The organism is Corynebacterium sp. MSK122, from assembly GCF_030229435.2.
Classification (GTDB): Bacteria; Actinomycetota; Actinomycetes; order Mycobacteriales; family Mycobacteriaceae; genus Corynebacterium; species Corynebacterium marquesiae.
The window spans coordinates 25,608-46,229 of record NZ_JASPHV020000002.1 but is presented as its reverse complement, the minus strand read 5'-3'; the positions used below and the strand labels follow the sequence as shown (position 1 = coordinate 46,229).

General features: G+C 60.9%; 15 protein-coding genes. 11 read left to right on the top strand and 4 right to left on the bottom strand.

What is annotated here, in order from left to right:
- Positions 1 to 5: 5 nt before the first annotated feature.
- From QP934_RS01350 to QP934_RS01340, 3 genes are all read left to right on the top strand, one after another.
- On the top strand, positions 6 to 758 hold the full coding sequence (locus QP934_RS01350; RefSeq protein ID WP_419126594.1) for an IclR family transcriptional regulator: 753 nt from the start codon (positions 6 to 8) through the stop codon (positions 756 to 758).
- Between the two features lie 108 nt (positions 759 to 866).
- Complete coding sequence (gene hutH / locus QP934_RS01345) at positions 867 to 2,420, top strand: histidine ammonia-lyase (protein WP_419126593.1); 1,554 nt, start codon at positions 867 to 869, stop codon at positions 2,418 to 2,420.
- Positions 2,421 to 2,493: 73 nt separating this feature from the next.
- The gene (locus QP934_RS01340) at positions 2,494 to 3,084 is read left to right on the top strand and encodes a flavin reductase family protein (protein WP_419126592.1); all 591 of its coding nucleotides are present in this window, start codon (positions 2,494 to 2,496) and stop codon (positions 3,082 to 3,084) included.
- Here the strand turns inward: QP934_RS01340 and QP934_RS01335 are convergent.
- A complete protein-coding gene (locus QP934_RS01335; RefSeq protein WP_419126591.1) occupies positions 3,067 to 3,852 on the bottom strand; it encodes an SGNH/GDSL hydrolase family protein in 786 nt (261 codons plus the stop codon). The two genes, QP934_RS01340 and QP934_RS01335, sit on opposite strands and share 18 nt — an antisense overlap.
- A 187-nt stretch (positions 3,853 to 4,039) precedes the next feature.
- Between QP934_RS01335 and hutU the strand changes: the two genes are divergently transcribed.
- The 4 genes from hutU (at position 4,040) to QP934_RS01315 (ending at position 10,164) form a co-directional block, all read left to right on the top strand.
- Positions 4,040 to 5,716, top strand: a complete 1,677-nt coding sequence (hutU, locus tag QP934_RS01330) for a urocanate hydratase (protein ID WP_337887227.1) — start codon at positions 4,040 to 4,042, stop codon at positions 5,714 to 5,716.
- Entirely contained in the window at positions 5,717 to 6,886 is a 1,170-nt protein-coding gene (gene hutI / locus QP934_RS01325) for an imidazolonepropionase (protein ID WP_419126590.1), read from the top strand.
- Between the two features lie 43 nt (positions 6,887 to 6,929).
- Entirely contained in the window at positions 6,930 to 8,789 is a 1,860-nt protein-coding gene (locus QP934_RS01320) for a DEAD/DEAH box helicase (protein WP_419126589.1), read from the top strand.
- Positions 8,790 to 9,234: 445 nt separating this feature from the next.
- Entirely contained in the window at positions 9,235 to 10,164 is a 930-nt protein-coding gene (locus QP934_RS01315; protein ID WP_419126588.1) for an HNH endonuclease signature motif containing protein, read from the top strand.
- A 20-nt stretch (positions 10,165 to 10,184) separates the two neighbouring features.
- On the opposite strand, the gene QP934_RS01310 is transcribed toward QP934_RS01315, so the two are convergent.
- Genes QP934_RS01310 through putP form a run of 3 tightly spaced genes read right to left on the bottom strand, consistent with a single transcriptional unit; the run spans position 10,185 to position 12,860 of the window.
- Positions 10,185 to 10,634 (bottom strand): DUF2269 domain-containing protein, encoded by a 450-nt coding sequence (locus QP934_RS01310; RefSeq protein WP_419126587.1) that lies wholly within the window; start codon positions 10,632 to 10,634, stop codon positions 10,185 to 10,187.
- 44 nt (positions 10,635 to 10,678) lie between these two features.
- A complete protein-coding gene (locus tag QP934_RS01305; protein WP_419126586.1) occupies positions 10,679 to 11,257 on the bottom strand; it encodes an HNH endonuclease family protein in 579 nt (192 codons plus the stop codon).
- 37 nt (positions 11,258 to 11,294) lie between these two features.
- Positions 11,295 to 12,860 carry a sodium/proline symporter PutP gene (gene putP, locus QP934_RS01300; protein WP_269953355.1) on the bottom strand — a complete coding sequence of 522 codons (1,566 nt, stop codon included), beginning with the start codon at positions 12,858 to 12,860 and terminating at the stop codon, positions 11,295 to 11,297.
- Positions 12,861 to 13,054: 194 nt separating this feature from the next.
- Between putP and QP934_RS01295 the strand changes: the two genes are divergently transcribed.
- The 4 genes from QP934_RS01295 to QP934_RS01280 are packed head-to-tail and all read left to right on the top strand — an operon-like array spanning position 13,055 to position 20,618.
- The gene (locus tag QP934_RS01295; RefSeq protein WP_419126653.1) at positions 13,055 to 16,090 is read left to right on the top strand and encodes a DEAD/DEAH box helicase; all 3,036 of its coding nucleotides are present in this window, start codon (positions 13,055 to 13,057) and stop codon (positions 16,088 to 16,090) included.
- Between the two features lie 3 nt (positions 16,091 to 16,093).
- On the top strand, positions 16,094 to 16,915 hold the full coding sequence (locus QP934_RS01290; protein ID WP_408926931.1) for an SWIM zinc finger family protein: 822 nt from the start codon (positions 16,094 to 16,096) through the stop codon (positions 16,913 to 16,915).
- Positions 16,915 to 18,033, top strand: coding sequence for a metallophosphoesterase family protein (locus QP934_RS01285; RefSeq protein ID WP_419126585.1), 1,119 nt, complete (start codon positions 16,915 to 16,917; stop codon positions 18,031 to 18,033). The genes QP934_RS01290 and QP934_RS01285 overlap by 1 nt, the downstream gene beginning before the upstream one ends.
- Positions 18,033 to 20,618, top strand: coding sequence for an AAA family ATPase (locus QP934_RS01280; RefSeq protein WP_419126584.1), 2,586 nt, complete (start codon positions 18,033 to 18,035; stop codon positions 20,616 to 20,618). Before QP934_RS01285 ends, QP934_RS01280 begins: the two co-directional genes overlap by 1 nt.
- Positions 20,619 to 20,622 lie beyond the last annotated feature (4 nt).

Here is a 20,622-nt window from a genome sequence, read left to right as displayed (position 1 = left end):
TGACCGTGGTTAAATCTCATGTTCCAGCGGCGAGAAACGTGCTCGCTATCTTGCGGCTGCTTTCCACTATTGATGTCCCAATCTCTGCCAGTCGCATCCGTTCTGAACTGGACCTTCCCCGCTCGTCCACTTATCACTTGCTTAATGAAATGGTCGAATCCGGATTCGTGGTGCATATTGAGGAAAATCAAACCTACGGACTTGGTCTCGCGGCATATTCCATGGCTTCGGCTTATTCGACCCAGCAGCCCCTCGTACGCTTGGCGACAAGCCAGCTGCGCGAGATTGCCACTTTCGTGGCTGGCTCCGGTCACATCGCCCGCATGTCTGGTGCTGAAATTGTCTACCTGCAAGAGGTTCGCGCGCCGGGCGCTGTGTCTCTGGTGACGGATAAGGGGGTTCGATTGCCGGCCTATAAAACTGCTTCCGGCAAGATCATGATGGCTTTTCAATCGGAGAGTGAAGTGCGCGCTGCATTTTCGGATAAGGGGGCATCTGCCTATTTCGCTCCGTATAAAAAGCAGGTGAGCACCTTGCGTGCGCGCGGTTGGGCGGAGGAGAGGGAAGAGGTATCTAAGGGGCAGGCCACGGTTGCGGTGGCAGTCAAGGATCACCTCGCCCGGCCGTCGGCGGCATTGGCGGTCACGTTTTCCATCAACGAGGAGAACCTTGCCAGGGAAGCCGCGGTGGTTGACCGGCTGGCGCTCTTGGCAGCAGAACTTTCGCGTCGCATTTATGGCAAGAAGGCGGCGGATTAACGACCGAGCCCTCGCATGGTGAAAATATGATGTAGCATACATCTATCGCGTTGGGTTGTCGCGCGACACATTTTTGATTATTGATCCCTACTCCAAGGAGTTTTTGCCATGCCTAGCGCCTACCCAACCACCGTGACTGTAAATGTCGGCGCACTGAGCATCGAGGATGTCGTTGCCGTTGCCCGCTATGGGGCGAAGGTGGAGATTGCGCCCGAAGCCTTAGAAGAGGTGGCCGCCACCCGCGAGCGCGTAGAAGAACTCGCGCAGGATCCCACCCCGGTCTATGGCATTTCCACCGGCTTTGGTGCGCTCGCTCGCCGCCATATCCCAGAAGAGATGCGCGCCCAGTTGCAGCTTTCCCTTGTGCGTTCGCACGCTGCAGGCACCGGCCCAGAGGTAGAAGAAGAAGTTATCCGCGCACTGATGCTGCTGCGCCTGTCCACCCTGTGCACCGGCCGCACCGGCGTGCGCCCCGTGGTGGTGGAAACCTATGCCAAGGCCCTTAACGCCGGCATTGTGCCGGTGGTGCGAGAGTATGGTTCACTGGGCTGCTCCGGCGATTTGGCGCCGCTTGCTCACTGCGCGCTCGCCCTGCTGGGAGAAGGCGAGGTGCGTGTAAGCGGCGAGCTGCAGGATGCGGGTGCAGCCTTGGCCGCGGCCGGGATCGAGCCGCTGCAGCTGCGCGAGAAGGAAGGCCTAGCGCTTATCAACGGCACCGATGGCATGCTCGGCCAGCTCTGTTTGGCCATTACTGACCTGCGCGCGGCCGCAAAGACCGCCGATATTGCCACCGCCATGACCGTGGAGGGTCTGCTGGGCACCCTCGTGGTCTTTGCCGATGACCTGCAGCAGCTGCGCCCGCACCCAGGCCAGGCCGATGCCGCGGCGAATATTCTTCAAGTGGCCGAAGGCTCTGAGATCTTGGAGGCCGCGCTCGAGGAGTTCAAGAAGAACCAGGTGCAGGATGCGTATTCCGTGCGGTGCGCCCCGCAGGTAGCCGGAGGCTTCCGCGATACCTTGGCGCATACCACCCAGGTGGCGGAGCGCGAGCTCGCCGCCGCGGTGGATAACCCGGTGGTAACCAAGGAAGGTCGCGTGGTCTCCAATGGTAACTTCCATGGCGCGCCAGTTGCCTATGCGCTCGATTTTCTGGCTATTGTCACCGCGGACTTGGCTTCCATTTCTGAGCGCCGCACCGACCGCTTTCTGGACCCGGCGCGCAACCGCGGGCTGAATGCCTTTCTTGCCGACGACCCCGGTGTTGACTCCGGCCACATGATTGCCCAGTACGCCCAGGCTGGCATCGTGAGCGAAATGAAGCGCCTAGCCAACCCATCTTCGGCCGATTCCATTCCGTCTTCGGCCATGCAGGAAGACCATGTGTCTATGGGATGGTCCGCCGCCCGCAAGCTGCGCAAGGCCGTGGATGGCCTACAGCGCGTGCTCGCTGTAGAGATCCTCACCGCCGCCCGCGCCATCGACATGCGCGAGGGCACCCCGGCCAAGGGAACCGGCGCGGTGATTGAGAAGCTGCGTGAAACCGTCGAGGGTCCAGGTGTGGACCGCTACCTGTCTCCGGAAATCGAGGAGACTGTACGCCTAGTCAAGGAAGGCGCTCTTATCGACGCCGTCGAGGACGCTACTGGAAAGCTGCGTGGTTAATATGTCGACCATTTCCTGGCATCCGCAGACCGAACCTAACCCCTTGCCATTTTCGCCCTTTAAGGCGAGCACGGTGCCACGACCTATTGGTTGGCTCTCTAGTGTCGACACCCAAGGCCGTGAAAATATCGCTCCCTATAGCCAGTGGCAAAACCTCACCTTCGATCCGCCCATGGTGATGTTTTCGGCCAACCAGTACCCGGATGGTCGCCGCAAGGACACGGTGCTTAACGCGGAGGAGACCGGCTGGTTCGTGTGGAATATGGCCACCTATGGCCTACGCGAGGAAGTTAATAAATCCGCCCAGGTGCTCGACTATGGCGACAGCGAGTGGGACCGCCTGTCCGTTACCAAGGAATATGCGGACAATTACCGCATTCCCATGGTGAAAGAATCGCCGGTGAAGTTCGAGTGTCAGTACAAGACCACGCTGCGCGTGCCTGGCAATTCCAAGGTGGGCAGCATCGACCTCGTGGTGGCGGATGTCAAGACCATTCACATCGATGAATCCGTCATTGACGAGGACGGCAAACTGGACATCCTCAAAATTAAGCCCATCGCGCGCATGGGCTACTTTGACTACACCGTGGTCACAGAGCGGTTCGAGATGCGCGTGCCCGGTTCCGACGAGGCCGCGCGCGCCGGACTAGAGGGCAGCGCGTAGCGCCTGGGCCATTGCCACCTGTCCCGCGTGGGTGGGATGCATGGGAAAGGAATCAGTCTCCTGGCCTGTGAAATCCACCCACGGTGAGGGGGAGCAGGCGGTGTGGTCTAGGGCGGCGTCGGCAAGCACGTAAGTAGCCCCGTTGCGCTCGGCGGCCTCGCGCACCGCCTGGTTGATGCGCTCGATGGACTCTGCCAACCATTCCCGGTCAGTGGCCGGGATTTTTTCTATGTAGGGGCAGGTCTCTCCAGGCTTAATCAATGGCAGATAGCCGGTGGCGAGGACCTTCGCATTAGGGGAGCGGTGGTGGATTTCCTCATAGACCTTGTCGAGCCGGCGGGGCAGATCGCGGATTTCCAAGTCAATCTGCGCGCCGGATTCCGCCTGGCAGATATCGTCCGTAGCGCACTGGGTAAGGCGCACGAAGCTGGCGTCATTGCCGCCGATGGATAGGCTGACCAGATCGGTGTCCTCGCGTAGGGCGTCCACCTGGGCGGGGTGCTCGCCGGCCGAGGAGAGTACGTCGAGGGTGCTAGCGCCCTGGCAGGCAACATTGGTGAGCTTCGCATCTATCTCCTTGGCCGCGAGCTCGGGGTAGGAATCTTGTGCGCGTACGCAGGTATTGGGCGGATCTAGTGGCAGCGTGGTCGATCCCATGGCCGCATAGGAATCTCCCAGCGCTACATAGTGGGGTGGCTGCGGTTCCTCGGCAGGGGTGGAACAAGCGGCGAGGAGGGCCGCGGAAAGGAGGGGGATGAACCGGCGCATGCAGGCCATCGTAGATCATTCCGCGGGTGTCTCATATACGAGACAGTTAGGGCTTATGTGTCATGGTACACAGAGCTGGGTCACAGTACCTTATGACATGTGACACCGAGCAAGTCCTCGGGGACAGCCCCGGGAAACCGGCCTAGGGGGCTTGGGAGGGTGTCGAAAAGCACGACGAAAGGAAGCCATGTCTCAACCACGCGAAGTACGCGCGCCGCGCGGAACCGAATTGTCCGCCAAGTCTTGGCAGACCGAAGCGCCCTTGCGCATGCTCATGAATAACCTCGACCCCGAGGTTGCCGAGCGCCCCGAGGACCTCGTGGTCTACGGCGGCACCGGCCGTGCAGCGCGCAGCTGGGAAGCTTTTGATGCCATCGTAGAATCCCTTAAGGATCTGGAATCTGATGAAACCCTGCTGGTGCAGTCCGGCAAGCCGGTGGGCATCTGGAAGACCAATGAGTGGGCACCGCGTGTACTTATTGCTAACTCCAACCTGGTGGGAGACTGGGCTAACTGGGAGCACTTCCGCAAGCTCGAGGATGAAGGCCTGATGATGTACGGCCAGATGACGGCCGGCTCTTGGATCTACATCGCCACCCAGGGCATCCTGCAGGGCACCTTCGAGACCTTTGCGGCCGTGGCTAAGAAGCGCTTTGGCGGCAGCCTGGCCGGTACTTTCACCCTGACCGGCGGCTGCGGTGGCATGGGCGGCGCACAGCCGCTGTCTGTCACCCTCAACGGCGGCGCCTGCCTCATCGTGGACGTGGACGAGACTCGTCTCAAGCGCCGCCAGCATAAGCGCTACCTCGATGAGGTGGTCACCGACCTCGATGAGGCCCTCAAGCTGGTCCTGGATGCCAAGGAAAACAAGAAGGCCCTGTCTGTCGGCCTGGTAGGCAACGCCGCCGAGGTCTTCCCAGAGGTTTTGCGCCGCCAGCGCGCCGGGGAATTTACCGTCGACATCGTCACCGATCAGACCTCCGCACACGATCCGCTGTCCTACCTGCCTTCTGAAATCACCGTGGAGGACTGGCATAACGAGGCCAAGGCAGACCCAACCACCTTTACCAAGAAGGCCCGCGAATCCATGGCCGCTCAGGTCCAGGCCATGGTCGAATTCCAGGATGAGGGCGCCGAGGTCTTTGACTACGGCAACTCCATCCGCGATGAGGCTCGCAAGGCCGGCTACCAGCGCGCCTTCGAGTTCCCTGGCTTCGTTCCGGCCTATATCCGCCCGCTCTTCTGCGAGGGCCTAGGCCCCTTCCGCTGGGCCGCGCTCTCCGGCGACCCAGAGGACATCAAGGTCACCGACCAGGCGCTCAAGGAGCTTTTCCCAGACAACGAGCACCTGCACAACTGGCTCGATGCCGCCGAAGAGTACGTCGAGTTCGAGGGCCTGCCAGCACGCATTTGCTGGCTGGGCTACAACGAGCGCCACAAGGCCGGCCTGCTCTTCAACGACCTTGTGCGCGAGGGCAAGATCAAGGCGCCGATCGTCATCGGCCGCGATCACCTGGATTCTGGCTCCGTGGCATCCCCATACCGCGAAACCGAGGCCATGCTCGATGGCACCGATGCCGTGGCTGACTGGCCGCTGCTCAATGCCATGACTGCCGTATCTTCCGGCGCTACCTGGGTTTCCCTCCACCACGGCGGTGGCGTGGGTATGGGCCGCTCCATCCACGCAGGCCAGGTCACCGTTGCAGACGGCACCGAGCTCGCCGCGGCCAAGTTGCGCGCGGTGCTCACCAATGACCCGGGCATGGGCGTTATCCGCCACGTCGATTCCGGCTACACTCGCGCGAAGGAGGTCGCCGACGAACGCGGCGTCCGCATTCCAATGGAATTCAAGGCAAGGGACTAGATGAGCACACTTTTTACCGGCATTTCAGAACTCCGTACGGTCAGCGAGCGCGGCACGCTTAACGACGCCGCAATTATCGCCCAATCCGGCACCATCGCCTGGGTCGGCCCAGCCTCCGAGGCGCCGGCGGCCGACGAAAAGGTGGACCTGGGCGGCCGTGCCGTCCTGCCCGGCTGGGTAGATTCGCACACCCACATGGTCTTCGATGGTGACCGCTCCGCCGAATTCGAGGCCCGCATCTCCGGCGGTTCCTATGAAGCAGGCGGCATCGCGGTGACCATGGACGCCACCCGCCAAGCCGGTACCGACCGCCTGGACAAGCTGGTGGCGGACCGCGTAGCCGCCGGCCGCCGCGGTGGCACCACCACCTTCGAGACCAAGACCGGCTACGGCCTTAACACCGAGTCCGAGGTGGAGGCCGCCAAGGTAGCCTCCCGCCACGTCGATGACGTGACCTTCTTGGGCGCGCACCTGGTCCCGCCGGGAGCGGACGCGGAGGAGTATCTCGATGAGGTCGTTGGCCCCATGCTCGAAGGCGTTGCCCCCTATGTGCAGTGGATCGACGTCTTCTGTGAGCGCGGTGCCTTCAACGAGGAACAATCCCGCCGCGTGCTGGAAGCCGGTAAGAAGTTGGGCCTTGGCCTGCGTGTGCACGGCAACCAGCTGGGCGAGGGCCCGGGCGTGGCCCTAGCCGTCGAACTGGGCGCCGCCTCGGTAGACCACGTTAATCACTTGAGCGACGAGGATGTCGAGCTGCTGGCCAATTCCGATACCGTAGCCACCATGCTGCCGGCCTGTGACCTGTCGACTCGCGAGCCGCTCGCCCCAGGCCGCAAGCTTCTCGACGCCGGCGCCACCCTCGCCATTGCCTCCAACCTCAACCCTGGCACGTCCTATACCTCCTCGATGAACTACTGCGTGACCACCGCGGTCCTGCAGCAACACCTCTCCGTCGATGAGGCCATTCACGCCGCCACCACCGGTGGGGCGACCGCCCTGCGCCGCCACAACGTTGGCAATGGCCTCGACCCGCAGGGCCGCCCTGCTAAGGGCACCATTGTGGAGGGCGCCGCAGCGGACCTGCACGTGCTCGACGCCCCCAGCGCCGTGCACTTGGCCTACCGCCCGGGCATGCCGCTGAGCTACCGCACTTTCGTCGCGGGCGCTTAGGATATGGAGTTTGGGGCGGCAATCGCGTAGGGTTGGTGAAGCAATGAGCATTACCGATAACGCCACCGGCGGCGTCAACGAGCCGGAAGATTTTAATAAGTCGGAATCTCAGGACAACTCGCAAGGTGTCACCAAGGACACCAGGGCTGCGAATACTTCTGAGGACACCGGCGCTGAGTCCCAAGATTCAGCCAACGACAACTCCCAGGGGTTCGCGCATCTTGGCCTGCCAGAGAAAATTCTGGAGGCCGTTGCGAAAGTAGGCTTCACCAAGCCGTCCCCCATTCAGGAAGAAACCATCCCGATCTTGATGGAAGGCCGCGACGTAGTCGGCCTTGCCCAGACCGGTACCGGCAAAACCGCAGCCTTCGCGCTGCCGGTTCTGTCACAGATTGACACCAAGGCCCGCCATCCGCAGGCACTCGTGCTCGCCCCAACCCGCGAGCTGGCCCTGCAGGTGGCGGACTCCTTCCAATCTTTCGCCGAGTCTCTCAAAGGCGTCGAGGTGCTGCCTATCTACGGCGGCCAAGCCTACGGCATTCAGCTATCCGGTCTGCGCCGCGGTGCGCAGGTCATCGTGGGCACCCCGGGTCGCGTCATCGACCACCTAGAGAAGGGCTCGCTGGACCTGTCCCAGCTGCAGTTCCTCGTCCTCGATGAGGCCGATGAGATGCTGAACATGGGCTTCCAAGAAGACGTCGAGCGCATCTTGGAGGACACCCCGGACCGCAAGCAGGTGGCGCTTTTCTCGGCCACGATGCCGAACGCTATCCGGCGCCTCTCTAAGCAGTACCTCGATAACCCCGCTGAGGTCACGGTGAAGTCCGAGCGCCGCACCAATGACAACATCACGCAGCGCTTCCTCCTCATTCCGCACCGCGCAAAGATGGATGCCTTCACCCGCATCCTTGAGGTCATCAATTACGACGCCATTATCGTCTTTTGCCGCACCAAGCACGAGACCGAAGAGGTAGCCCAGACCCTGCGTGACCGCGGTTTCAACGCCGCCGCCATCAACGGCGATATTGCGCAGGCGCAGCGTGAGCGCACCGTCGATCAGCTCAAGGATGGCCGCCTAGACATCCTCGTGGCTACCGACGTCGCCGCCCGTGGCCTCGACGTCGAGCGCATCACGCACGTGGTCAACTTCGATATCCCGAACGATACCGAGTCCTACGTGCACCGCATCGGCCGCACCGGCCGCGCGGGCCGCTCTGGCGAAGCCATCCTGTTCGTCACCCCGCGCGAGCGTCGCATGCTGCGCTCCATCGAGCGCGTGACCAACGCCCGTCTGGAAGAGATGGACCTGCCGTCCGTCGATGAAGTCAATGAAAAGCGCAAGGAAAAGTTCGCGCAGTCCATTACCAACTCCATGGACAATAAGCAGGCGGACTTCTTCCGCACCCTGGTGCGCAAGTACTCCGAGGACAATAACGCGGCCATGGATGACATTGCCGCGGCCCTCGCTGTCATGCTTCAAGGCGGCAAGAACTTCCTGATGGAAGACAAGCCCCTGCCGAAGCCGAAGCGCGACCGCGACCGCCGCGACGATCGCAAGCGCGATTTCAAGGGCGGCGGCAAGGGCCGTGGTCCTAAGCGGCCGGACGGAGACTTTGAGACGTACCGACTGGACGTCGGCAAGCGGCAAAATGTGCGCCCGGGAGCCATCGTGGGTGCTATTGCCAACGAGGGTGGCCTGTCTGCCAAGGACTTCGGCCGTATCACCATCGCAGTGGGCCATACCCTGGTTGACCTGCCAAAGAACCTTGACCCGGCAGTACTGGACCGACTGAAGGATACCCGCATTTCCGGCCAGCTGATCAAGATTCAAAAGGACACCGGCCGCCCGCCACGCCGTGATCACGGCGGCGGACGCAAGCGCGGTGGACGCTGGCGCGACTAGCATTTTCGACTCAATGGGCCTCTTCGGAGGCCCATTTTTTCGCGCCCTTTGACCTGTGGTTTTACTATAAACGGGGGTAGGGTGTCGGAGGGGTTTTGTATACTGAAAGCGCAAACATGTTCTAGAGAAACTTCTGCGGGGGAAGTCCATGAATGCGCCTTACTTTGCCAATACCAATCCAGCAAATTCCACCTCATAAGCAGCTACAGACATCCGCAAAGCCGAATACCTCCTATGGAAGCGCCTGCATCCAGACCCGGATGATGATATCGAAATAATTAGCCAATCACTGTCGGATCTCACTGGAACGCGGCAGTCCCGAATTAGAAATATTATTTTCGCCTTTGAGCGATTACAGGAGCTGCCGCGCCTTAAAGCCCGGCAGGAAGAGCTTTATCACTTAGATTTAGACCGGTTAATTACTATTGACCAGACGCTGTCCAAGTTGGGCGAGATTGGTACCGAACAATGCCTGCTTATCGACGCCGAATTAACCACCTACCTCACCCCCAAACGCCCCAACCAAAAATTACCGTCCCATCGCAACCTGCGGCGAAAGCTGCGGGAGCTCATTGTCCGCCTTGATCCAACCATCGCCGCACGCGACCCGCGGCGCAAAGAGACTTATCACCTGGAGCCCACGGGCGGGGAGTGGGCCGCCGTTTGTCTCGACGTGGGCTTAGAGACTGCCGAAATCATCGACCGAAATATTCGCGGTGTGGCCGCGGAGAAGGACATTCCTTTGGCGCAAGCGGCGGTCGAGTTGCTTACTGGCGCGGCTGAGGCCAAGGCAAAAGTGGTGCTTAATATGTACCGCTGCGACCTGCCGGATGCGCCTGCTTTCGTCCAAAACCTGGGTTGGGTTTCGCCGGAGGTTGCGGATGACATGCAGTCGCGCGCCACGACCGTGCGCGACATGGATGCAGCAGCGGAGGATGAAAGCGGAAACTACGTCACACCGCCGCATATCCGTGCCTTTGTGGAAGGGCTCGATGGAACCTGCCGGTGGCCTGGATGTACGCGGCCGGCGATGGCTTCCCAGATGGACCATCGACACGATTTTGCCGAAGGGGGTCCTACCTCTGCAGCAAATTTGACCTGCCTTTGTCAACACCACCACAACATAAAGACCGATGGACGAGCCTTCTATATTAAGGACCCGATTAGCGGGGACGTCGTCTGGCTCTTTGAGGATTCCACTTGGGTCTATGACGAGGCTAGCGGTCCTCTTGCACCGAAGAACCGGCGGTGGGCACAGACGGTGGCGCAGGCGACGCGGCGGCATCGAGAAAATGCGCACGAAGATGCACAAAAGTTGAAGGAGGAGCTCAAAAACGAGAAAAGGGACAGTGAAGACACTGTCCCAGAGGAATAAATGGCTTCTTAGAAGGCCACTTAGAAGTTGACGTACATCAGGATAAGGCAGACAATCCACAGCAGGTTGAACACGCCGCCGAATGCGGACAGTGGCTTCTTTGCTGCCGCGTAGTCGAAGGATTCAGTGGACTCGAGGGCGGCCATTGCCTTCTTCTGCTTAGGCAGAATAACGAAGAACAACAGGCACCACGCGATGATGGCCACGAGGATAGCGATGTGGAAATTGACCGCGGACTTGTAGGCGTCGATATCGGAAAGGAATACGCCGAGGCCCAGGATAGGCACGATGGCAGAAATATAGCCGTAGGTATTAGTGATGTTATGCAGGACGCGGGCGGAGCCAAGGGCTGCTTGGTCACCTTGTGCTGCCTTCGCCATTTGGGTCTGGTAGGAGGAAGTGGATACACACACCGGGCCAATCAAGAGGATGGCCGCGGCCACGTGGAGGAATACAAGGAAAGAAGTCATTGAAAGAACCCTTCAATCGCGGAAAGTTGCCACGTCAACCCTAATCAATTTCCAGTCAGGAGGGCTAACCGACATTGCCTTTGCATCGCGCGTACATCCTTGGAGGGTAGAGGAAGGGAGTACTTGCGGGCGATGTCGGCGAGGCGGCGCGAGTAGTCGCAACGGTTGGCCGGGGGAAGCCATTCCGCAGGGAGGGAATCTGACTTTTCTTGGTTGAGCTCACGGCTGGTGGCTACGAGGTTGAGCGGATCGTTGCCAAAGCGGACCTTGGTTTCGCGGTCCCACTCGGAAGCACCCATGTCATAGGCCGCGGAGAGGGGAAAAATGTGGTCGATCTCAATGGGTGAGGTAGCAGGAATAGTGGTGCCACTATAAGGGTCATAGAGAGTTCCGCTACGGGCATGGCAGCCGTGGAGGGGATCGCTGGCCTGGCTTTCTAGAATGATCTCGCGTGTGGTGCAGGCACCGTGGGGCTGCCAAATGCCGAAGTCTTCGCGGTTGTAGCCGGTGGCCTCGGGCCGGGCTGGGAGGGTAGCTACATCAAAACGTGGAAAAGGCCACGCATACCATGCGCCGATAAGGACGGTGACGCATGATAGCGCGGCCAGGTAATAGGACTTCATGTCCTATTGGACTGCGCGGAGTCCGCGTTGGTTCCGACTATTTATCGGTGACCTTCTCTGCTGCTTCCTCGAAGTCGAGGTTGGAGTTATTTTCCACGAGCTTGGCCAGCTTGGTGGACTCTTCAAATTCGGCCACAACCTCTGGCTTAGGCTCCTTGGTGAGCTTGGCGACAATAACTGCCACGATGAGGGCCAGGAAGAAGCCTGGGACGATTTCATAGAGGACGTCGGAAAGCGGAGACATACCCCAGCCAATAGCAACGATGGCACCGGTAAGCATGCCGGCAATCGCACCGGCGGAGTTGAGGCGCTTCCAGTACAGGGAGAGCAAGATGATCGGGCCGAAGGCAGAGCCGAAGCCTGCCCAAGCGAATCCAACCAGACCCAAAATGGAGTCAGATGGGTTGATTGCCAGCAGGGCGGCAATGACCGCGATAGCTACGATGGCGGTGCGGGAGAGGTTGATGAGGACCTGCTCGCCTGGCTTCTTCTTGGCAAAGATGAGGAAGAGGTCCTCGATGAGGGAAGTAGAGACGACGAGCATCTGGGACGACATGGTGGACATAATGGCGGCTAGAACCGCGGTCAGGACGAAGCCTGCGGGCAGTGGGTGCATCATGGCCTGCGCCATATCCAGGAAGATGGTTTCAAAGTTTTCCTGGTCGGTGATGCTGTGGCCGGTCTGGGTGAAGTAAACGGTGCCGGATAGGGCGACGAAGATAGCGCCGATGACGGATAGTCCCATCCAAGTTACGCCGTAGAAGCGGCCTTGGCTGGCGTCGGAAGGCTTACGCAGCGCCATGAAGCGGACCACGATGTGCGGCTGGCCAAAGTAGCCCAGGCCCCAAGCCAGGTTGCCGATGATGACGCCAGCGGAAACGCCCGCGAACATAGAGAAGTAGCTGTCATTTTCCACTACGCCATCGGTGCCATAAGGATTATCTGCGGCAAACGTGAAGATCGAAGACGGATCGCTGAGAGAGACAATGGCCATAATCGGCACGATCATCAGGGCGACGAACATAAGAACGCCCTGGACGACGTCCGTATAAGACACCGCCAAAAAGCCGCCGACGAAGGTGTAGAAGATGGTCACCGCAGCGATGACGAGCATACCGGTGAGGTAGTCACCACCGAAGGTGGACTCGAAGTAGCGGCCACCGGAAACCATGCCCGAGGAGACGTAGAAGGTAAAGAAGAAGATAATGATGGCCGCGGAGATGATGCGCAGCAGGCGGGACTTATCGTGCAGGCGGTTTTCAAAGAAGGACGGCACGGTGATGGAGTTGGCCGCGATTTCTGAGTAAGAACGCAGGCGGGGTGCGACCCACTTCCAGTTAGCCCAGCAACCGACGAGCAGGCCGATGGCCATCCACAGCTCGGACATACCGGAAAGGAATAGGGCGCCGGGCAGGCCCATCAGTAGCCAGCCGGACATATCGGATGCGCCAGCAGAAAGAGCCGCTACGAATGGGTGCAGGCCACGGCCGCCCAAAACATAATCGTCATATTGGTCGGTTTGTTTGTAGCTCCAATAGCCAATGGCTGCCATTGCGAAGAGGTACACGATCATCGCAATGACGTACCAAGTTGAATCTTGCACGTTTTACTCCTTGTAGTGATCTGTAGGACATTACTCCTTGTAGTGATCTGTAGGACATACCCACGTTAACGAGGTCACAAGGTTAACCCAAGCGAGAATACAGGTGTGGCGCATGTCTCCGTATGGATTTTCTATCGTTCAACTGGGAAAAGGGGGGAACATAACGAGCATGTAACAAAATGGGAAGGGCTGCTATGCTGGCGGCTATGGCTTCTTACCTCGTGCATGGACTGTGGCTCCCCGTTACGGGACTTAGTCTATGGATTGAACAGGTAGAAGGGCACAAGATTGTCATGCCCAACGCCGTTCCTGAGGGCACCTTCCCGCCAGCGGTGGAGTCCATCTTGGCGAAGAAATCCTTCCGCAACCGAGCTCGGGTATCGCTGCGCACGCCCAAGGGTAAGGATGTGTCCTTGATGGTGCCGATGGCAATGTTCGGCCCAGAAGAGGCTGTGGCGGCGCTTGCTCAAATGGAACACCTGAATCACAAGCCGCCCGCCACCATCGCGCCGGATCTCCAATGGCTGATCCATGCTTACAGTGGGCTGTGCAAGTTCGTGCGCGCCGGGCGCGTGACCTTCCGGCTTGCTTACGAAGCCAATGAGTGGTTCCCCATGTGGCAGCTGGCCTCCGGCCTGGGTGAGCGCGGATGGCTTGCGGAGATGATGGCAGCTGCGCCGGGCATCTTGCACGTGAATAATCGGGCGCTGTCGGATGATATGGCCGATGAGCTGACGCATTGGATTGCCTTCCGCGAGCTGCGGCCGGTGGCGGAAGCACCGCGGCCAATGCCATGGCACGAATTCGCCCGCGCGTTGCTCGATACGCGGCCGATCCGGCGTGGACGCGCGCAGCTTTTGCGCGGGCTCAATGAATGGAAGAATTCCATTTACGAGGTAGAACTCCAGCTGGTCTACATCGTGGAGGAACCGCTTGACGATGACCCGGATGCAGCCAAGTGGCCGGTGCGCGTGCGGGTACGCTCGGGCACGGATTCTCCGCGGCCGGTGTCGGCGCAGAGTTTGGATAGGGCGAGTGTGGAAAAGCTGCGCGAGGCCCACCGCAAAGCCGTGCGCATCGCACCCACGCTGGGGGAGACCGCGCAGCTGCCGCAGCCTGGCGACGGCGACTGGGACGTCTACCTTGAAACCCACCAGCTCACTCATTTTATTACCCACGAGGTGGATAAGCTCAAGGCCAGCGGCGTGACCGTCATGCTGCCCAAGGCGTGGGCCCAGATGGAAACTAAGGCCAAGCTGGAAACCCACGAGGCCCGCGATCCGGCTGAAGCCGCCACGAAGAAGCACATCGGCATGAATAAGCTGGTGGACTATAACTGGCGCATGTCCGTGGGCGATGTGGAACTGACTGAGGAAGAGATGGAGGACTTGGTCAATTCCAAGTCCGGCCTCATCCAGCTGCGCGGCAAGTGGGTCATGGCCGATAAGCAGGTGGTCTCCCAAGTCTCCGGTTATATGGACGCGCTGAAGCAGAAGTCCATCGCGCGCAAGAAGAAGGAGCTCGAGCAGCTAGCTGCCTCCGCGGAAATGGCCAAGCAGCTCGACCAGCCAGGGGGGGAAGCCCTGATGGCGGACGTGGAGCGCCGCCGCCAAGAATTCAACGAGGGCGGCGAGGAGCACGAACAGGTCACCGTGGCCGAACTGCGCGAGCTGGCGCTAGAGTCCATGACCCAAGAGCCCATCGAGTTCACCGGCAGCACCTGGCACACGGCGCTGCTCGGCGGGGTGGATAAGGTTGCCCCAGAGCGCGTGGAGATTCCCGCATCCGTACATGCGGAGCTGCGCGAGTACCAACGCCGCGGCGTCGACTGGCTATATTGGATGTCGCGCAGTGGCATTGGTGCCGTGCTTGCCGACGACATGGGCCTCGGCAAAACCCTCCAACTACTCTCCCTCCTTGCAGTGGAGAAGGAGCGCGGCGAGCAGACCGGCCCCACGCTCGTGGTGGCACCAACGTCCGTGGTGGGCAACTGGGCCCGCGAGGCTCAGCGCTTCGTTCCAGATTTTAAGGTCATGGTGCAGCACGGCTCGAGCCGCCCGCGCGGCGAGGACTTTTTTAAGGAGGCCAGCGAGTGCGACCTCGTCATCACCACCTATGGCACCGTGGGCCGCGACTTTAATGACATGGGCGAGGTGGCCTGGCAGCGCGTTGTTCTCGATGAGGCCCAGGCCATCAAGAACTCCGCGACTCGCTCGTCCAAGGCCGTGCGCTCGCTGCCCTCAGAGCACCGCGTGGCGCTGACCGGCACCCCGGTGGAAAACCGACTCTCCGAGATGCGCTCCATCCTGGATTTTTGCAATCCCGGAGTGCTGGGCACCGCCTCGTTTTTCCGCAATCACTTTGCCAAGGCCATCGAGCGCAATAATGACGAGGAGATGTCTGAGCGCCTCCGCCAGCTCACCGCGCCGTTTATCCTCCGCCGCGTCAAGACGGACCCGAATATCATCGATGACTTGCCGGAAAAGTCCGAGCAGATCCTCACCGTATCCATGACCACCGAGCAGGCTGCCCTGTATAAGGCACTGGTCAACCAGGTAAAGAAGGACCTGCAGGAGGCTACGGGCATCAATAAGCGCGGTTTGGTGCTGGCCTCGCTAACCCGCATTAAGCAGATTTGTAATCACCCCGCGCATTACCTGGGCGATAACTCATCGGTGACGCTGAAGGGCAAGCATCGCTCCGGCAAGGTCAAAGAGCTCATGCGCATCGTGGACGAGGCCACCGAATCCGGCGAGCGATTCCTCGTCTTTACCCAGTACAAGGCCTTTGGAGATATCCTGCAGCCCTATCTGAGTGACCAGCTGGGCCGCGATATCCCCTTCCTCCACGGCGGGGTAACCAAGAATAAGCGCGACCAGATGGTGGAAGATTTCCAGTCCGAGGACGGACCGCCGGCGATGATCCTTTCGCTCAAAGCCGGCGGCACCGGTCTGAACCTGACGGCCGCCTCTATCGTCGTGCACATGGACCGCTGGTGGAATCCGGCGGTGGAAAACCAGGCGACGGACCGTGCCTTCCGTATTGGCCAGCGTCGCAATGTGCAGGTATATAAGATGATCACCGCAGGTACGCTGGAGGAATCCATCCAGGATATCTTGGACGGTAAGACGCAGCTGGCCGGCGCCGTGGTGGGCGAAGGCGAGGGCTGGCTCACCGAGCTGGACCCAGATCAGCTGGCCGCACTCATGAGCTACCGGGGGAGGGAGTAATCCATGGCCGTCAAAGGCGACGACAACGTCATCTATGCCAATTTTGGAACCCGTAAGCGGGTAAGCACCCCGGCCGAAGTCAATCACGTCGACCGCAGCGGGCGCATCCTGTCCACTACGGCTTCGCGAATCGCGGCCTTTACCTCCCACGGTGCGGACCGCGGCCGGATTACCCGCGGCCGTCAGTATGCCGAGGGCGGACACGTCGTAGGCCTCGAGGTGCGCAACGGCGCCATCCACGGCCGCGTGGCTGGCTCCCAGAATGAGCCCTTTGCGGTGCTCATCCAGCTGCCGTACCGCAATAACGATGATATTGCCCAGCTGGCCACCGAGTTCGCCCGCACCCCCAATTCTGTGGCCAATGCGCGCAAGGGCATGCTTTCCGACGCCGCCCTGGACACCCTCTTCGCCCCCGAAGCCGAAGACCTCCGCCTGACCTGCGACTGCCCAGACGGCGAGTACGTGTGCAAGCACATCGTGGCGGTGGGCGATAAGCTCGCCACCCGTGCTGATGCGGACCCAGCCGTCATCTTTAATATGCGTGGTCTGGATTTTGTCCGTCTCGAGCGCATGGTCTTAGAGCAGGCCAAGACGGTCAGCCGCGAAAGCTTTACCCCGAGCGACCTGTCCGAGGAAGAAAAGAATGACATCTTCTGGAACGGCCGCGAGCTGCCGAAGCTGCCGCAGCCCAAGATAGCCCCAGCCATCGATGACTCCGATCCGGACCTGTTGCGCAAGGCCATGCGCTCGGTTTCACACACCAATCTGGATCTCCTGCGCGCGGTATCCGATATTGAAGACCTCTACTATCACCTCTCGCACTAATGACTGTTACCACGTTTATCCATACCTCCGATTTTCAGCTGGGCATGACCCGGTGGTTTTTGAAGGGTGAGGCCCAGGGCCGCTTTAACGATGATCGCGAGGCCGCAATCGTGCGGCTAGGAGAACTGGCTGAGGACACCGGCGCGGAGTTCATCATCGTGGCCGGCGACGTCTTTGAGCATAATTCCCTCTCGCGCGAAATGCTCGCCCGCGCCACGGAGACGTTCAAGCGCCTGCCGGTGCCGGTCTATGTCCTGCCCGGCAACCACGACCCGCTGGTGGCGGATTCGGTCTTTTATAAGGCCAGCGCGGACAATGTCCACGTCATAGCAGACTCGGAGCCCATCGAGGTCGCACCCGGCGTGGAGTTGGTCGGTGCGCCGTACCTGTCCAAGCGCGCGAACCACGACTTGGTCCGCCAAGCGCTCGAACCGTTGGAGCCGGCTGCGGGCATTCGCATCGCCGTCGGCCACGGCCAGGTGGATTCCCGCTCCGGCGAGGATGACGCCGATACCATTGACCTTGCCTTCGTCGAGGACTGCCTGGACCGCGGGGTCATCGACTACCTAGCGCTCGGTGATACCCACTCCACTGCGAGCCTCGGCACCACCGGCCGAGTGTGGTTCTCTGGTAGCCCGGAGACCACGGACTATAAGGAAACGAGTACTGGCGGCGGCGAATCTGATTCCGGCAATGCGCTGGTGGTGCGCGTGGGGGATGAGGTGGACGTCGAGAAGCGCCGCATCGGCCGCTGGACCTTTGAAGCCCTCGACGCTGCCGTGGACTCCGCCGAAGACGTGGAGCGCTTCCTCGCGCGCCTGGGCGAGTACCCGGATAAGGTGCGCACGGCCGTGAAATATAGTCTGCGCGGTACGCTCGGGGTCGAGGCGCATGCCCGCCTGCAGCGCGGATTGGATGAGTACGAGGCTGTGTTTGCGTCCCTGCGTCCGCGTGAGCGCACCATGGACCTTTACCTGGAACCCAGCGAAGAAGAATTGGCCAGCCTCGATATTTCCGGCTACGCGGCCGAGGCGCTGCATGAACTATTGGATAACCGTGAGGATCCCGTCGCCCGCGATGCCGCCAACCTGCTATTCCGCCTGGAGGGACAGTCCTAATGCGCATACACCGCCTAGAACTCACCAATGTCCGCGGTATTGAGCACTTGGCCCTCGATGAGCTGCCTGAGACCGGCGTCGTGGTCATCCACGGCGAGAACGAGGCAGGCAAGTCCACCATCGTGGAGGCGCTTGACGTGGTGCTCACCGAAAAACATAGCGGCCGCTCCAAGCGAATTCGCGCCCTGCAGCCGGTGGGCAAGGACGTTGCCCCGGAAGTTACGGCCGAGCTGAGCGTAGGGGAGTACCGCTTCCGCATTGCCAAACGCTGGCTATCTAAGAAGTCGTGCGAGCTTAATGTCACTGCACCACGGCCGGCGCAATTTACCGGCAGTCAGGCCGACGATGAACTGGAGCGTATCCTTTCAGAGCACTTGGATCGCTCGCTTGTCGATGCCCTCTTTATGCGCCAAGACGACACCGGCGAGGCCATTTCTGCCGTCGGCATTCCTAGCCTCACCCGCGCCTTAGAGCGCGAATCGGGTCTTGCCGAAGAAGAGGTCTCCGGCGATGATTCCGCGCTCTTGGCCCGCGTGGACAAGGAATACCAGCGCTACTTCACCGCGGCGAAGGGGAATCCGGCCGGCGAGTACAAAGAATCTGCCGAAGCCCTGTCCCGCGCCGAAGAAGAATACGCAGAGGCTACCCGCGTACTGCGTGAGCTCGACTCCGTGGTCGAGCGCTATGAGCAACTCGAGCGCGACCAAGCCGCCGCCCAATCCGAACTTCCCGCTGCGCAGGCCGATCTCACTGACAAGCAGTCGCGGGCCGAGGAAGCCGCGACCGCGCAGGCCAAGCTGGACTCCCATAAAGCCGCGCTTGAGCGTGCCACGGACGATCTCGCTCGTGCGCAATCCGCAGTCACCGAGCGCGCCGAGCTCGTCACCGCCGCCGAGGAAGCTGCCGTGGCCACCGAGGCGGCCCAGCACAAGCTCACCGCCGCTCAAGACAAGGCGAAAGAAGAAGCCGCGGCCAAAGACTCGCTGGAGAAGCAACTAGCGGAGGCCAAAGAGGACTATGCCGCGGCCCGTAGCGCACTTAAGCAAGCGCGCCGCCAGCAAGATAAGCAGAAGTTTGAGCAGCTCAGCGCGCGGCTGGAATCGCTTGACGCCCTTGCCGCCGAGGCGGATCAAGCCCGCGCCGTCGTTGCGCAGCGCGGCCGCGAGGTGACGGCGGCCGATATCACCGGTTTGCATAAGGCGGACTCAGCGCTGTCGGTGGCCAAGCGCCTGCACGAGGCCGCGGCCGCCAAGGTACATTTTTCTGGGCCGGCGGGTTCTACCATTCGCGTCGATGGCGAGGACATCGAGGTGGGGGAGGACACCGCCGTCGAGCTTGTCGATTCCCGCGTAATCACCATCGGCGATATCACCGCCCGCTTCTCGGCCGGTTCCTATTCCGCGGAGGACACCCAGCGCGATGTGGAACAGGCCCGCACCCGGCTGCACGAGCTGCTCGATAATCTGGGCGTAGGTTCAGTAGCTGTGGCTGAAGAAGCTCATGAGACGCACCGTGCGCAGAACGATGCCCTCGATGCCGCTACCCGTGCGCTTAGTGCCGAGCTGGGTCCAGATGACTTGGCCGGCTTGCGCTCCCAGCATTCCGCGCTGGCTGAAAAGGTCGCGGACCTTGAAGATACCGCCGAGGTAGACCTTCCTGCCGCCGAAGCCGCAGAGGAAGCCGCGAGCGAAAAAGTCGATGCGCTCGACCGTGAGCTTATGCCGTATCGCGAAAGCCGCCTTGCTCACGAGGTGGTGCGCCTAGATGCCGAGCTGGAGGCCGCCCGCGAAAATGCGCAGCGCGTGACTCGAGACCTTTCCTCTGCGCGTGAACGCGCCGCCGACGAGGACCTGCGTGCCGAGGTCATCCGCCTAGAATCCGTAGTGGCGGACCTGCGTGGGCAACTGGATCAGATGGAAGCTGTGGACCTTAAGACCGCCAACTCCTTGGTGGAAGGCGCGCAATCCCATCTGGATTACCTCACCGAACGCATACAGCGCTGCGAGGTGGACCTCGGCCGGCTCTCTAGCGAGGTGAACTTCCACTCCGGTGCCGCCGAGCGCGCACAGCAGGCCACCGCGGCGGTAGATATGGCTCGGGCGGTGTACGAGAGCGTCGACAAGCGCGCCCAAGCAGCCCGTTACCTGCGCGAAATATTGCTCAAGCACCGCGATGCCGCCCGCCAGCGCTACGCCGCGCCCTTCGTGGCTGCGCTCTCACAGTTGGCGCGCACCGTTTATGGTGGAGAAATCACCTTTGAGCTGGATGAAGATCTACGTGTGATCGCTCGCACTCAGGACAATGAGACGGTAAGTTTGGCTAGTCTTTCTGGTGGTGCCCGCGAGCAATTGGCCATCCTCACCCGCTTTGCCATTGTGCAATTAGTGGGGGCGGAGTCGGTACCGGTCATCGTCGACGATGCGCTGGGTTCTACTGACGCGCACCGTCTGCAACTTATGGCCACGCTCTTTTCCCATGTCGGCCGGGACAATCAGGTATTGGTCTTTACCTGCATGCCGGAGCGCTACTCTCGGGTGCCGGGACGCGACGAGCGCGACATAGCTTCCCTCAAAGGGGTAATCTAGGCCC

What these genes read in the sequence shown, in the direction of transcription:
- hutH (WP_419126593.1), top strand. Translation starts at nt 867, where the DNA reads ATGCCTAGCGCCTACCCAACCACCGTGACTGTAAATGTCGGCGCACTG.
- QP934_RS01335 (WP_419126591.1), bottom strand. Translation starts at nt 3,852, where the DNA reads ATGCGCCGGTTCATCCCCCTCCTTTCCGCGGCCCTCCTCGCCGCTTGT.
- hutU (WP_337887227.1), top strand. Translation starts at nt 4,040, where the DNA reads ATGTCTCAACCACGCGAAGTACGCGCGCCGCGCGGAACCGAATTGTCC.
- hutI (WP_419126590.1), top strand. Translation starts at nt 5,717, where the DNA reads ATGAGCACACTTTTTACCGGCATTTCAGAACTCCGTACGGTCAGCGAG.
- QP934_RS01320 (WP_419126589.1), top strand. Translation starts at nt 6,930, where the DNA reads ATGAGCATTACCGATAACGCCACCGGCGGCGTCAACGAGCCGGAAGAT.
- QP934_RS01310 (WP_419126587.1), bottom strand. Translation starts at nt 10,634, where the DNA reads ATGACTTCTTTCCTTGTATTCCTCCACGTGGCCGCGGCCATCCTCTTG.
- QP934_RS01305 (WP_419126586.1), bottom strand. Translation starts at nt 11,257, where the DNA reads ATGAAGTCCTATTACCTGGCCGCGCTATCATGCGTCACCGTCCTTATC.
- QP934_RS01295 (WP_419126653.1), top strand. Translation starts at nt 13,055, where the DNA reads ATGCTGGCGGCTATGGCTTCTTACCTCGTGCATGGACTGTGGCTCCCC.
- QP934_RS01290 (WP_408926931.1), top strand. Translation starts at nt 16,094, where the DNA reads ATGGCCGTCAAAGGCGACGACAACGTCATCTATGCCAATTTTGGAACC.
- QP934_RS01285 (WP_419126585.1), top strand. Translation starts at nt 16,915, where the DNA reads ATGACTGTTACCACGTTTATCCATACCTCCGATTTTCAGCTGGGCATG.
- QP934_RS01280 (WP_419126584.1), top strand. Translation starts at nt 18,033, where the DNA reads ATGCGCATACACCGCCTAGAACTCACCAATGTCCGCGGTATTGAGCAC.